The organism is Marinomonas sp. (genome assembly GCF_965225885.1).
GTDB lineage: Bacteria > Pseudomonadota > Gammaproteobacteria > Pseudomonadales > Marinomonadaceae > Marinomonas.
On record NZ_OZ245329.1, the window covers coordinates 3064468 to 3078525 of the forward strand.

Sequence of the window (14058 nt, forward strand, 5' to 3'; positions counted from 1 at the left end):
CAAGCCAGAACTCAGGAGTAACTAGCAACAACTATTTAGAATCAATTTTATACGCCACAAAACACAATAAATTAATTTTTTTGTTAAGATTTTTTAGATAATTTATAAAATAACTGCCACAGAAAAATAGGCACATATAAAAATAACGTAAACCATAAAAATACAGGAAAAAATAAATTCATTATTAGTAAATCGTAGTCTATAGGACAGTTATCAGGGTCCAGATTAACTAAGCCAATACAATAATCTCCTGCATGATTGTTTATACCAAACACAATCACAACAAAAACAGCAAAAAGCAAAGATACAATTAGAGGTATAAAATAGCGTTTATGGATCATCTCTCACCTTTCCGAAATATAATCATCATGCACTTTGTACGCAAAGCACAGACTTTTTTGAAATATGCAGGAAACTGCGAACAAGCCTGTCAGTTTACCAATAAACTCTTTAGTTTTAGATTAGCGACTTAAAATCACAGATTTTGGGCATATTTGGTGTTCCTTAGTTTTCAACAGCCGATTACGCTAAGCTGATTGCGCCCTACAAAAAACTACTGCTCTAATTAATGTCAGTACGTCACGACGAAGTCGGGGCGAATAAAGGTCGAAAATATAAAGTACTTGAATAAAACTTAAGCTCCGCGTCGGCCTAAAGGCGCGACCCACCATAGAAAATGAAAGCTAAATCCCGCATCAACCTAAACGTTCGACCTACAAAAGTCGATATATACAGGCCTAACGCTATCTATTCATCTTGGTTTGGATTCGCGCTGACGCGTTGAGCCTGCGAAACAGGCGCAAGCGAAGAAAATACCAAGGTGATATATAATATGCTGACAAAAAAACTGTCTGGCAATAGGTTCGGCCTACATGGCGGATTACGGTCGTTCGTTCCTCCCTCATCGCGCCCTACGATTAGCCACGGTGAAGTCAGTTCGACGCGACGAGTCTTATTAACGAGAACAAGAGTGACATTCACCTGACGTAGGCGGTAGTTTCGAAGGGAATGTCACTCGGTTTGAGTTATGTGCGTAAGCCCGCAGAGTTAAGCCTTTGGAACGGATTCCAATAACGCGACAAGTAGTCGCCAAAAATCCCCAACGGAGTCAATCTCCATACGTTCTGTCGGTGAATGGGCGCCGCGGATGTTAGGGCCGAATGACACCATTTCCATGCCTGGGTATTTCGCGCCGATGATGCCGCATTCTAGTCCGGCGTGAATCACTTTCACATTGGCTTCGTGGCCCATGACGTCGGTGTGGACGGTTAGGAAATGTTTGAGCAAACCGGCATTTGGATCTGGGCACCAGCCTGGGTAGCCGTTTTCTAACTTCACGTCCGTTTGGATTAAAGAGAACGCCGATTTTGCCACGTAAGCAAGGTGTTCAACGGCAGAATCGACAAGAGAACGCACTAATAAACAAGCATTAAAGGCTTTCTTGCCATCTGCTGTGTTACGGAGGTTGATCACGCCGAAGTTACAGGAAGTTTCTGTCACGCCTTCCAAGTCCGCACTCATGCGATGAACACCATGAGGCGCGCAGTACATGGCGTTTAACAAGGCGTCTTTGGCGTTTGCTTCTAGTTCTGAATCCAGTTCAGCGGTTTCTAATGTCACTGCCAAATTCGTTTCCGTGGCGCTAAATTCTGCCTTGGTGGCTTTTTCGAATGCTTCAATAAAAGCAAATAGCTTGGCTTGGTCTTTGTCACTTACGTTAATCGTTGCTACCGCGTCTCGAGAAATAGCATTACGCAGTGTTCCACCAGTAAACGAGCTTAAACCAAAGTCACAACGCTCTTTGAGAAGATTTAACAAGCGCACAATAAGCACGTTCGCACTGGCGCGGCCTTTGTGAATATCCAAGCCTGAATGTCCGCCACGTAAACCAGAGACAGTAATTTTGAAGGCCTTTTTATCACTGTCGGCAGCAATAGCGAAATACTGCTTTTCAATGTTGATGTCCATGCCACCAGCACAGCCGATGTAAACATCACCGCGGTCTTCCGAATCCAAATTCAGTAGGATTTTGCCTTTAAGAATGCCCTCTTCAAGCTGCAATGCACCTCGTAAGCTGGTTTCTTCTTCAATAGTAAACAAGGCTTCGATTGGTCCGTGCGCTAAATCAGTCGATTCCAATATCGCCATGGCTGCAGCAACACCAATGCCGTTATCAGCGCCAAGCGTGGTACCTGTTGCATGAACCCAGCCGTCGATTACTTGCGTAATGATAGGATCTTTAGTGAAGTCATGATCAATGTCGGCATTCTTCTGCGCAACCATATCCAAATGACCTTGCAAGACGACGGCTTCTCTGTCTTCCATGCCTTTGCTTGCGGCTTTGCGAATAAGCAGGTTTCCAACTGGATCCACATAGGTTTCATGACCTAACTCGGTCGCCCATTGAATCAATTGTTCTCTTAATGCGGCTTCGTGGTATGACGGGCGCGGTGTATTACATAATGTTTGGAAATGGCGCCAAATTGCGGTTGGTTGTAACGTCGTTAGTACTTCGTTCATCTTGGTCTCGTGTATTTTTTAATGGCATATTGCGAATGCGTGCAACACTAAAGAAGAGCACCAATTGAGGCAATCGAAATTAAGACTACATCGATAGAGAAAACGTATATTCGAATCATAGAAAGGTTTTTATAAAACGCTGTTTTAATTTTTTATGGCAGATATTTAGGATCTCCTTTAAGATGAGAGAAAGAATAAAAACATGGATAAACACGATGCAAAACATGCTGAATTACTTAACTCTCTACGCCGACACGATTCTTAAACACTATCGCGATCCTTATCACGGTACGCCACTTTTTTTTGATGGCTGCAACACTTTTAATCATAAGCCAGTAATATGGAAAAATACCGACGGCACCGAATGGGAACCATCCAATATTGCCAGCCAACAAAATTTGTTCCGCTTTTTTTGTGGCTTAAGTGCGTTAACCAATCAACCAAAATACAAACAAGCCGCGCAAGATGCGATCCAATGGCATTTTGACCATGCCGATTCAAGTGGCCTTATTCGTTGGGGCGGACACTCTTTTCTTGATTTGAAAACACTAAATACCGTTGGGCCAGAAAATAAAAACATGGTGCACGAACTCAAGCACCATTGCCCGTTTTATGAACTCATGTATGAAACTAACCCGATCGCCACCAGCCGAATGATCAAAGCGATTTGGAATTGCCATGTGACAAACTGGGACAATATGGAAATGTCCCGCCACGGCAGCTACGGATTAACATTTGACGAAGCGACTTTTTGGAACAAACCACAAAAAAAACACCTAGAACCGCTTCGCGAAATGAAAGGTTTGTCTTTTGTGAATATTGGCAACGATCTCGTGTTCAGTGCTGGCATGCTCTACAAGTTAAACGGCGATAAAAATGCACTCTCTTGGGCGGAGTTCTTAATGAGCCAATACGTCAACAGTCGTCATCCAGACACTAAGCTTGGCTGCTACCAATACAATCGCCCATTAAAAACAGGCGACGCGCCGAAAGACGAAAACAATCCGCAGTACACTTTCTCCTTTTGGGGTGACAGAGCGCAGCGACAATTTGGCCCAGAATACGGCGATGTGGCGAAAGAAGCTTGGGTATTGTTCAAAATGGATGAAGAAGCCCTCAACGGGCCAGAAGGTATTTATGGAGACTGCGGCCTAGCGCAAACTCTGCTCGCTAGAGAGCTTGGCGAGAATGGCAAACAGTTATTGGATTGGACGACAGAAGGTCTAGAAGCCTGGGCGCATTATGCCTACGATGCTAAGACAAATGAAATCAAACCCATGTTTGCCGATGGCAAAGACTTAACAGGACAGCAGATTCCTCGTTACGGCTACTATGGCAAAAAAGGCGTAGAGATTATTCGCCGCCCTGTTCCTCCTCATGTTTTCCTTGCCTACGTTACTAATTGGACAGAAAATATTTCAGTTGGAAACCAGAGCAATGTCATCTGGACTAGCGTTTGCGCCATGGCAAAGCATTTTGATCTTGGCAACTGGGAAAGCGACGAACCAAACGTCAATTTGGAAACCCAGGCAGACGAGCCTCTTTTCTTGTTCGCCGCCCTAGAAATGTATCAAGCAACTAAAAACGCGGGCTATTTGGCACTTGCTGAAAAGCTGGGGGAAAATATCTTTCGACGCAGTGCCAATCGAGGCATGTTCACCTCAAACAGTGAGCACGTTCATTGCCGCTTCGATGATATCGAGCCGCTCGCCCTACTCAGCCTCATTGCAGCTAAACAAGATCAACGTGAATGGGTGCCGATTTACCGCAGCCGAGGCGGCTATATTCACGGGGATATGATGATGCCTGATGGCAGTATCAAAAATACCATGGATGTAAAATCGATTTATCCAGAACAACGAAAATAGACAAAACCCAGTAAAAAGGTGCCATTCTGGCACCTTTTTTCGTTAACACTCAGATATTCTGTCTTCCAAAACGGATTAAGCCAACATGGCTTCAATATCATGTTTAAGTTGACCAATCAGCTCCTTCACCGAAGGCTGGCCTTCAGTGAAATCAAACGCTTTATCATTCAATGCGCAGACAGTACCAACCGCTTCGCCATGTTCAATAATAGGTACGCCATAATACACGCCAAGGCCAAAACGCACTAAATCTTCGTTATTCATCCACTCCTTGTCGAGTTTAGCATCCGCAACCAACAACGCTTCTTTCGTATCTACAACGCGCTCACAATAAAGCTCATGACAACCTTCTTGATTACTCTTACCGCCTGCATCATCAACCGAATAAATAGGTTGTTCATTGGCCGCGAATACAACCATATGAGTTGGCGTAGATTCCATAACTAATAAAGAATGTAATCCAGAATGTTTAGCGATATCGTCTAAACGTTGGGCGATTTCATTTTGTTTTGTGGCAATTTTTTTTAATGACATTGGGGTTCCTTATTTTTATAAAAAGCAGCTTTAAAGTATTCATTTAAAATTTCTAAACAGCCTTTATCATTTACGGCGGCTTCGTTTTAGCTTCTTTCACGACTTAACAAAAAGGACTTAAACACAATCTACGCTTATCGTTATCTGTTGACATTGATAGTAATCATAAAGTTCGTTTTAAAGCCCATTTATTTCTCAATAAGCGCTTCAAATAAAGAACCTTAAAAAGACTCCTACTTATTCGTAGGAAATAAAAAAGACGCCCCGATAAAACTTAACGAGGCGTCTTTTTTGATTCATTAACCGGGCTAAAACTTATAGCTGAGCTTATTTTTTCTTCAAAGACGCCGCAGAGAAAGTAACAAATTCTTCAGCGCTGGTTGGGTGAACACCCACCGTGTCATCAAAGTCTGCTTTGGTTGCACCGGCTTTAATCGCAATGCCTAAACCTTGGATAATCTGACCAGAGTAATCGCCCACCATGTGTGCACCAATGACTTTGTCGTCGGCATTGTTCACCAATAACTTCATCAAGGAGCGGGATGTGCCGCCGCTTAAGGTGTGTTTCATTGGACGAAAATCCGTTTGATAAACACGGAAATCAAGACCTCGTTTTTCAGCTTCTTGCTCGGTCAAACCGACAGTGCCGATCGCTGGCTGGCTGAAAACGGCGGTTGGAATATTGTCGTAATCAAAATTCACTTCTTTGCCGTCAAACCAATAAGCGATCAGCGCCATGGCTTCTTTAATAGCAACAGGCGTTAGCTGAATACGATCTGTCACATCACCCAGCGCAAAAACACTTTTCGCAGACGTGGTAAAATTCTTATCAATAATCACCGCACCATTTTTGCCTGTTTCAACACGAGCGTTTTCTAATTCTAAAGAAGCAACGTTTGGCACGCGACCCGTTGCATAAAGAATCAAGCCAAATTCTTCTGAATGACCATCTTTAAAATGCACCGTGCGTGCGCCTTTTGGATTCGCAGCATCAGCCAGCTCAATGCTGTCAACATCAGTATTCAAACGTACATCAATGCCAGACTTTTTGTATTCTTCACTGGCGAAATCACGAACATCTTGATCAAAGCCACGAAGTAGTTGATCACCACGATAAGCAAGACTCGTTTCAACACCTAAACCATTTAAAATCCCCGCGAACTCAACGGCAATATAACCGCCGCCAACAACAAGGGCTTTTTTAGGCAGCTCCTCCAAGAAAAACATTTCATTAGAGCTAACAACGAGGTCGCTGCCTTTAAATTCAGGAATAAAAGGCTTCGCACCAACAGCAATCAAAATTCGCTCAGCGGTATAGGTTTTGCCATCCACCATTACGGTGTGCGCATCAACAAAGCTTGCGTAACCCGTGATAAGTTCAACGCCCGCATTACCAAGCATATTCCCATAAATACCATTTAAACGCTGAATCTCATTGGTTTTATTGTCGCGTAAAACAGACCAATTAAATTCAACACCTTGATGAGACCAACCAAAGCCTGCAGCTTCGTCAAAGCCATGACCATATTCAGAGCCATAAACAAATAATTTCTTAGGTACGCAACCAATGTTAACGCAAGTTCCACCTAATGCGCTGCCTTCGGCAACAGCAACTTTATAACCTTTAGATGCCGCAACCCGGCTAGCACGAACGCCACCTGAACCAGCGCCAATAACAAATAAATCGTACTGATAAGACATTCTTAGTCTCCAAATTATGCATGTTTTTATATGACATCAGTTTAACAGCCTGATCTCGATAGCAGAAGTGCCGGAAGCTTAACAGCGCAGCGAAACCTTTATTACTTTAGTAAATGTGAAAATTTCTAAGAAAATAAGAACTTATCGTTAAGTTTTCGGCTCAGTTTTTTCTTCATCACCGGTAAAAGACCAACGAAAACTGGGCTAATAGTAGCTAAAAGCAATCAACAACAGGGTCAGTGGCCATGCACCAAAAAAGACAGCCGAATTGGCATAAGTCGGCATATCTTGCGATAACACCACGACTATCAATCCCTTTATTCCATAAGCGATAATCCATGCCAAAGAGACTTCTTGCCAAACACGGTTATATTTTTTCGTGCCATAAATGGGAGATTGCTTTAAAGAAGGCAGTGCATTTTCAGCTTGTGTGCGAACAACAGGACGGCCGATTAATGAATAAAAACAAAAAACAACGATGACAGTAATTGACCCGCCAACCGACAAAAATACACTTTCCTGGGTAATCCCAAAGAAGGTGTAACCATTGAGATATAAGAAATGAGCGCTTCCTGAGATAAGAATCAACGCAATAATAGACAAGGATTTAGGTTGTTTTGAAAAAATTTCTAAAAGGCCTGAATAGCACGCGGTTGCCAACAAGGCGGGCCCGGCTCCAAAATACCAAAACGCGACATTGTAGAGGAGGATGGGAATAATAATAGTAAGCCTTGCTTCTGGTGACAAAAGGTAACTCATTACTCCGATTGATTTCTTATCCGCTACAGTCATGCCATACCCACTCGTTGTAAGCTAAAAAAATATAATACTTTGCTTCATTGAATGCTTAAAACAAAATTTGCTTCTGACTTGAAAATTGCTTGAAAATGTCACAATTCATGCTTTAGAGACTTTATTAATAACGATTAAGATAAAAGATAAATCTAACTACAGCAATGAATGCGTAAATCCCTTTATGCCGCCAACGCAACTGGGTATCATTAAGAAAATTCGCTATGGAATCCTTCACATGAAATTTGTCTCTTTTAATATCAATGGTTTACGTGCTCGACCACATCAAATCGAAGCATTAGTTGAAAAGCACGCGCCAGATGTCATCGGCTTACAAGAAATTAAGGTTCACGACGACGCTTTCCCGCACGAGATCCCTAAGTCTGTTGGTTATCACGCTTATTATTACGGACAAAAATCACACTACGGCGTTGCTATTTTTAGCAAGCAAGAAGCCACCAAAATTGAATATGGTTTTCCAGGTGATGAAGAAGATTCTCAGCGCCGAATGATTATTGCCACATTTGATACGCCACAAGGCCCAGTAAAAGTGCTGAACGGTTATTTCCCTCAAGGCGAAAGCCGTGACCATGAAACTAAGTTTCCAGCAAAACGAAAGTTTTACGCAGACTTAATGGAATATCTTGCTGCTCATTCTCCTGATGAAAAAATCATTGTAATGGGCGACATTAATATTTCTCCAACCGATTTAGACATCGGCATTGGTGAAATAAATGCAAAACGTTGGTTGAAAACCGGCAAATGCAGCTTCTTGCCTGAAGAGAGAGAATGGTTTGCAACGTTGGCGAATTGGGGATTAACAGACACTTACCGTCAACTAAACCCAACCAAGAATGATCGCTTTAGTTGGTTTGACTATCGCTCGAAAGGTTTTGATGACACGCCAAAGCGCGGCTTAAGAATTGACGTTATTATGGCGTCAAATGGACTAACGCCCTTTCTAGAAGATTCTGATGTGGATTACGATTTACGTGCGCTAGAAAAGCCTTCAGACCATGCTCCAATTTGGACCAGCTTCAATCTAGACAAATAGAAGCGATTAAGGCGGTCATTGTGCAAATATCATACAAAACCATATAATGACCGTCTTACTTGATGAGAACCACTATTCAACACCTCTAGTCCCAGTCTTATCCACAGACAATGTGGATGGTTTTATTTTTAACATAAAGCTCAGCCTGTAATTTGCCGTATAGAAACGAGAAAAGATCATGAGAAACGAAACATTAACAATGGAAGATATGCTGCAACAATCAGCACAAGCGGCTGTATTTTTAAAAGCACTGAGCAACGAAAACCGTTTGATGATTTTATGTCACATATTGGATCAAGAATTGTCTGTGACAGCATTAAACGAAAAGCTTCCGTTAAGCCAATCCGCCCTTTCTCAACATTTAGCTGTGTTACAAAAAGATGGACTGGTTAACACTCGACGTGAATCCCAAACTATTTTTTACAGCATTGGCGACTCTCGTGTAAAAGAATTAATCAAAACGCTTCACGGCCTATTTTGCCCTGCGCTATAAAAACAAAAAATTTACAAATAAAACTCTTTCAGTAAATCCGCTAGTAAGGCTGACTGCTCCAAAGGCAACATATGCCCACACCCATTGACAGTTTGAACATCAAATTGTTCTGAGTTTTCAAAAACGAGCCTAATGCTTGCTGAGTACTTTCCCAAAGACGCTGATCACACATAGTGCCAGGCAAACAATAAAAACCTTTTTGCAAAGCCGTTTTCTCACTAAGTTAATAACAAATAGTTAATAGCCTGGTTCTCGAAGTCTAAGGAAACTAGCAAACCTTGGGACACCACGCTCAGTAAAACCATGATACTTATAAATAACAGACTCACCGATTCTAGGAGGAGAACCACGCTCTTCGTCAGAAAAACCGGTTCCGATTTTAAAACGAATACCGGATGGCATCTCCACGAGAATAGACCCCATCATGCCATCATACTTGCCTGAGCCATTAAGGATGTCGACCACTTTGGCATCCGCTTCCATATGAGGTTTTAGTTTAAGTAAATTGTCTGATCGACCGTTTGCAAAACGTGCGAGCCTACGATGCAGCATCAAGCCTTCAGCGCCGTTTTTCACATAAGAATCCAGCATATCATTAAGTTCTGCATTATTTTTTAAAGAGAACTGTTCAACAGGTCGAACGTGAGGTATATCGAGAATAGTCAGCATGCGAGTATAACGTTTGTATCTTTCTTCAAACGTCATGTTTCTTTCTCTGTCTGGTGCGTCAAAAACCATGTAATAGAGTTTACGCCACTCGCTATCAACAGGCGTTTGTTTGCTAACCGTTGACAGGATAAAAGAGAAGTCATTATGCGTAGACCAGAGCTCACCATCAAGCCAAACACGCGGCAGCTTATCGGTAAACCAAGCTGGTGCATTAATGGGATTTCCCTGACGGGTTAACAGCTCATCTCCGGTCCAAATTGCTCGAATCCCGTCGTATTTTTCACTGACTAGATAATCCTCTACATGAGTAGAGTCAGAAAAGACTGTCGCTTGTTGCACATCTGGTTGGGCAAATAGAAACTGAGGCACAAGCAATAAGGCTAATGCAAAATATACTGATTGAAACATCATTCACTCCTTTGATATAAAAAATGCTATTCCATAGCACACACTAAAGCTAAAGGATTTTATTTAAAGAATCAAATCCCACTTAAGGTTAAGCTTAACCTCTGCTTTAATCCATAAAAAAAAGCCCACATTTGTCACCAAACATGGGCTCAGATTTTATTTCGTTAGAACTGAACTATTTGCTAAGTTGAACGATCAATTTATTCATACGACTAACAAATGTCGCTGGATCTTCAAGTTGACCACCTTCCGACAAGGTCGCTTGTTCAAACAACAACCACGCCATATCTGCAAAGCGCTCTTCATCTGTTTCAGAATCCATCTTAGCAACGATTGGATGATCTGGATTCACTTCCAATGTCGGCTTGGATTCAGGAAGCTTCTGGCCAGCCTGCTCAAGCAAACGGCGCATCTGCAGACCCATATCGTATTCACCAACCACCAAGCACGCAGGAGAGTTGGTCAAACGGTCAGTTGCGTTAACACCCGCAACTTTCTCATTTAACACGGTTTTCATACGATCAAGAAGTGGCTTCATTTGCTCAGCCTTTTCTTCTTTCTCTTTTTTCTCTTCTTCGTTTTCTTGGTCAGCCAAGTCGAGCTTGCCTTTGGTGACGTCTTGGAAAGATTTACCTTCAAACTCTTGTAGAGAAGACATCATCCATTCGTCGATACGATCACTCAACAACAAGACTTCAAAACCTTTCTTACGCAAGATTTCTAAATGCGGGCTGTTTTTCGCTGTATTGTGACTCTCGGCATAGATGTAATAAATCTTATCTTGGCCTTCAGTCATACGCTCAATGTAGTCAGCCAACGAAACGGTTTGTGTCGCCGCATCAGTATGAGTAGAACTAAAGCGCAACAAGCCAGCGATTTTGTCTTTGTTACCCATGTCATCGGCAGGACCTTCTTTGATGACATTACCGAACTCATCCCAGAATTTTTGGTAATCTTCTGGCTCGTTTTTCGCCATCTTGCCTAGCATATCCAACACACGTTTCGTCAATGCTGAACGCATAGAATCAACCGCATGGTCGTTTTGCAAAATTTCACGAGACACGTTCAAAGACAAATCATTAGAATCCACGACACCTTTTACGAAACGCATGTAAGGCGGTAGGAAAGCTTCTGCTTCATCCATAATAAATACGCGTTGAACATATAATTTCAGGCCGCGTTGCATATCACGATTCCAAAGATCGTACGGTGCTTTAGAAGGAATATACAGCAAGCTTGAGTATTCCAGCTTGCCTTCAACCTTGTTGTGAGACCACTTCAAAGGCTCTTGGTAATCATGAGAAATGTGCTTATAGAACTCTTGGTATTCTTCGTCCGTGACTTCATTACGCGGACGAGTCCAAAGTGCTTTTGCGGAGTTAACTGCTTCATATTCTGGCGCTTTGATTTCATCAACAGGTTTAAGGTTACCCTCTTCGTCCATTTCTGGATAAACCGATTTTTCCATTTCCACAGGAATAGAAATATGGTCAGAGTATTTAGTAACCAAGTGACGTAGACGATGATTATCAGCAAAATCTTTTTCGTCTGCTTTAAGATGAAGCGTGATACGCGTACCGCGAGTTTCTTTATCGATGTTCTCGATAGTGAATTCACCAGAACCATCAGATACCCAACGTACCGCTTGATCAGCAGCAACACCTGCACGGCGAGTTTCAACAGTCACTTTATCAGCAACGATGAAAGCCGAATAAAAACCCACACCAAATTGACCAATTAGCTGGCTGTCTTTTTTCTGATCGCCGCTCAGTTGCTCTAGAAAAGAAGAAGTACCGGATTTTGCAATGGTACCAAGGTTGGTAATCGCTTCTTCACGGGACATACCAACGCCGTTATCGTCAATAACAACCGTATTCGTCTCTTTATCAAATTCGATACGGACACGTAGGTTTGGATCTTCTGCGAGAAGGTCTGCGTTAGCGACAGACTCAAAACGAAGCTTATCTACCGCATCGGATGCGTTCGAAATAAGCTCTCGTAGAAAGATCTCTTTGTTGGAGTACAAAGAGTGGATCATCAAATGAAGTAGTTGTTTAACTTCCGTTTGAAACCCTAACGTTTCTTTTTGAGTATCAGTTGCCATGTTATAGCTTTCTCCTATTTGAATGAACCTTCGGACAAAAACCAAAGGCGTATTTCGTTTCACTTGTGCCTCATAGATAAAGCCTCTTGAAGCAATTTCAAGAGGCTGACCAACTAAAAAAAGTAAAAAGTCACAATAAGTTTATGGATATAAACACGTTAGGGGCATTTAGGAAGGGACAAAGAAGATACCTGATCACTTTGCGATCAGGCTTTAGGTGTTTTTTCGAACCAAGGTTAGGCCATCACCAATAGGAATTAATGACAGTTCAACCGCCATATCATCATGAATGGTTTTATTCAACTCACGAACAATCTTAGTGTCTTTATCAGTAAAATCCTCATCTGCAACATTGCCCCACCAAAGCGTGTTATCGATCAACAAACAACCACCAGGACGAAGCAGCTGTTTTGCTAATTGGTAATAAGCCAATAGATTTTGCTTATCCGCATCGATGAAAATAAAGTCAAAGGTTTCTCGCTCAGCCTCTAGAAAAGATTCCATCATTGGCAAGGCTTTATCGCAATAAGTCGTAACACGATCCATCACGCCAGCTTGCTCTAAATAGCGCGTCGCTATATCAAGCCACATCTGTTTTTTCTCGATAGCAACTAATGTTGCTTCTTTTGGCATCGCCATCGCCATCGACAAGGTGCTGTAACCAGTAAACACGCCAATCTCGAGAATTTTTTTCGGCGCCTGTAGCTTAACTAACAAGGCTAACAACTGCCCTACTTCCGGCGACAGCTGCATACGCGCCATATGATACTGAGCAGTTTCACGACGCAAGGCTCTTAATAGATCATCTTCACGAACCGAGACATCAATCAAATACTGATAAAGCCTGTCATCAACATTAACGGTACGATTAACAGGCTTATCATCTTCAGGTAAAGGTTTTGGGAAATTAGGAAGCATGGGATTTCATCACGAGTCCACGGCTCAAAGTTTTGAATGTTTTAGAACGGAATTCACGGCGATAAAGTACCGCCACAACCATCACACTGGCCGCCATACAAAAATATGGACCAAGGAACCAACCACAGAACGCCATCGCAAAATAGAAAGCGCGCAAGCCATAGTTAAATTGGTTCGCCGCTAGACTGCAAATTTGCGCCATATGCATGGCATACAATTCACGTTCACTGTCTTCGATACCACGCTCTGTCGCTAATGGCGCACTGCCAACCAATACAGAGCAAAAATTATATTGCCTAACAGACCAAGTGAAGGTGAAAAATGCATAAGAAAAAATCGCCACTAACACGATAATTTTCAGTTCCCACTCTTGCTGACTCATCGGCGCTAAAAGATAAAAATCCGATAAAATGCCAATCGCTTTTTCTGAGTAATTAAACGCCGTAAAAAGACCCGCAATAATCAACAAACTACTCGAAGCAAAAAATAGACTACTTCTTTCTAGATTTGCCATCACAGAAGCATCCGCGATACGGTTGTCTCGTCTAAGTAATCGTGACATCCATGCCAATCTAAATTGGTGCAATACACTCACCAAACAAGAACGACGTTTAGAATTATACTGAGCATAAAAAGCATATCCCCACCAGCACGCAAAAAAGACTAAAAATGTCGAAATATCAAGGGGGTTTAATAGTAATGACACTGAATGCTTTTCCATAATTTAACTCTGCTGAAGGAACAGTTTAGGGTAACAATATTAGACCACTTTTCACTTTACATGTCCCAACTTCCGCTTAGAAAATCCAGTAAATCATTCTAGAAAAATAAATCTAAATACTTCATCAAAAAACGCTTGCATCAATAGAAAATATCGGTAAGATCACGCCCGTCAACACGACATGCGGATGTGGTGGAATTGGTAGACACGCTGGATTTAGGTTCCAGTGCTTCACGGCGTGAGAGTTCGAGTCTCTCCATCCGCACCATCTTATTT

Annotated in this window: 12 protein-coding genes and 1 tRNA gene; 4 read left to right on the forward strand and 9 right to left on the reverse strand. The window is 42.2% G+C overall.

Going from position 1 to position 14058, the window contains the following annotated elements; all coding sequences use genetic code 11:
* Positions 1 to 83: 83 nt before the first annotated feature.
* Together ACO05V_RS14565 and ACO05V_RS14570 are read right to left on the reverse strand one after the other, a co-directional pair.
* Positions 84 to 341, reverse strand: a complete 258-nt coding sequence (locus ACO05V_RS14565; RefSeq protein ID WP_421852877.1) for a hypothetical protein — start codon at positions 339 to 341, stop codon at positions 84 to 86.
* A gap of 706 nt (positions 342 to 1047) precedes the next feature.
* The gene (locus ACO05V_RS14570; protein ID WP_421852880.1) at positions 1048 to 2520 is read right to left on the reverse strand and encodes an aminoacyl-histidine dipeptidase; all 1473 of its coding nucleotides are present in this window, start codon (positions 2518 to 2520) and stop codon (positions 1048 to 1050) included.
* Between the two features lie 215 nt (positions 2521 to 2735).
* Between ACO05V_RS14570 and ACO05V_RS14575 the strand changes: the two genes are divergently transcribed.
* Positions 2736 to 4388: a pectate lyase gene (locus ACO05V_RS14575; protein WP_421852883.1), complete on the forward strand. Its 1653-nt coding sequence runs from the start codon at positions 2736 to 2738 to the stop codon at positions 4386 to 4388.
* A 75-nt stretch (positions 4389 to 4463) separates the two neighbouring features.
* Here ACO05V_RS14575 and ACO05V_RS14580 read toward each other — a convergent pair whose 3' ends face one another.
* From ACO05V_RS14580 to ACO05V_RS14590, 3 genes are all read right to left on the reverse strand, one after another.
* Complete coding sequence (locus tag ACO05V_RS14580; RefSeq protein ID WP_421852886.1) at positions 4464 to 4922, reverse strand: GAF domain-containing protein; 459 nt, start codon at positions 4920 to 4922, stop codon at positions 4464 to 4466.
* Between the two features lie 327 nt (positions 4923 to 5249).
* Positions 5250 to 6623, reverse strand: coding sequence for a glutathione-disulfide reductase (gene gorA, locus ACO05V_RS14585; RefSeq protein ID WP_421852889.1), 1374 nt, complete (start codon positions 6621 to 6623; stop codon positions 5250 to 5252).
* Between the two features lie 204 nt (positions 6624 to 6827).
* Positions 6828 to 7415, reverse strand: a complete 588-nt coding sequence (locus ACO05V_RS14590; RefSeq protein WP_421852892.1) for a hypothetical protein — start codon at positions 7413 to 7415, stop codon at positions 6828 to 6830.
* 238 nt (positions 7416 to 7653) lie between these two features.
* Here ACO05V_RS14590 and xthA point away from each other — a divergent pair, with 238 nt between their 5' ends.
* Both xthA and ACO05V_RS14600 read left to right on the forward strand, forming a co-directional pair.
* On the forward strand, positions 7654 to 8469 hold the full coding sequence (xthA, locus tag ACO05V_RS14595; protein WP_421852895.1) for an exodeoxyribonuclease III: 816 nt from the start codon (positions 7654 to 7656) through the stop codon (positions 8467 to 8469).
* Between the two features lie 178 nt (positions 8470 to 8647).
* The gene (locus ACO05V_RS14600; protein ID WP_421852898.1) at positions 8648 to 8962 is read left to right on the forward strand and encodes an ArsR/SmtB family transcription factor; all 315 of its coding nucleotides are present in this window, start codon (positions 8648 to 8650) and stop codon (positions 8960 to 8962) included.
* Between the two features lie 237 nt (positions 8963 to 9199).
* On the opposite strand, the gene ACO05V_RS14605 is transcribed toward ACO05V_RS14600, so the two are convergent.
* From ACO05V_RS14605 to ACO05V_RS14620, 4 genes are all read right to left on the reverse strand, one after another.
* Positions 9200 to 10042 (reverse strand): DNA ligase, encoded by an 843-nt coding sequence (locus ACO05V_RS14605; protein ID WP_421852901.1) that lies wholly within the window; start codon positions 10040 to 10042, stop codon positions 9200 to 9202.
* Between the two features lie 172 nt (positions 10043 to 10214).
* A complete protein-coding gene (htpG, locus tag ACO05V_RS14610) occupies positions 10215 to 12143 on the reverse strand; it encodes a molecular chaperone HtpG (RefSeq protein ID WP_421852904.1) in 1929 nt (642 codons plus the stop codon).
* Between the two features lie 213 nt (positions 12144 to 12356).
* Entirely contained in the window at positions 12357 to 13061 is a 705-nt protein-coding gene (locus ACO05V_RS14615; protein WP_421852907.1) for an O-methyltransferase, read from the reverse strand.
* Positions 13051 to 13782 carry a DUF599 domain-containing protein gene (locus ACO05V_RS14620; protein WP_421852910.1) on the reverse strand — a complete coding sequence of 244 codons (732 nt, stop codon included), beginning with the start codon at positions 13780 to 13782 and terminating at the stop codon, positions 13051 to 13053. The genes ACO05V_RS14615 and ACO05V_RS14620 overlap by 11 nt, the downstream gene beginning before the upstream one ends.
* A gap of 183 nt (positions 13783 to 13965) precedes the next feature.
* Between ACO05V_RS14620 and ACO05V_RS14625 the strand changes: the two genes are divergently transcribed.
* Positions 13966 to 14050: transfer RNA gene (locus ACO05V_RS14625), tRNA-Leu, on the forward strand.
* Positions 14051 to 14058: the final 8 nt, after the last annotated feature.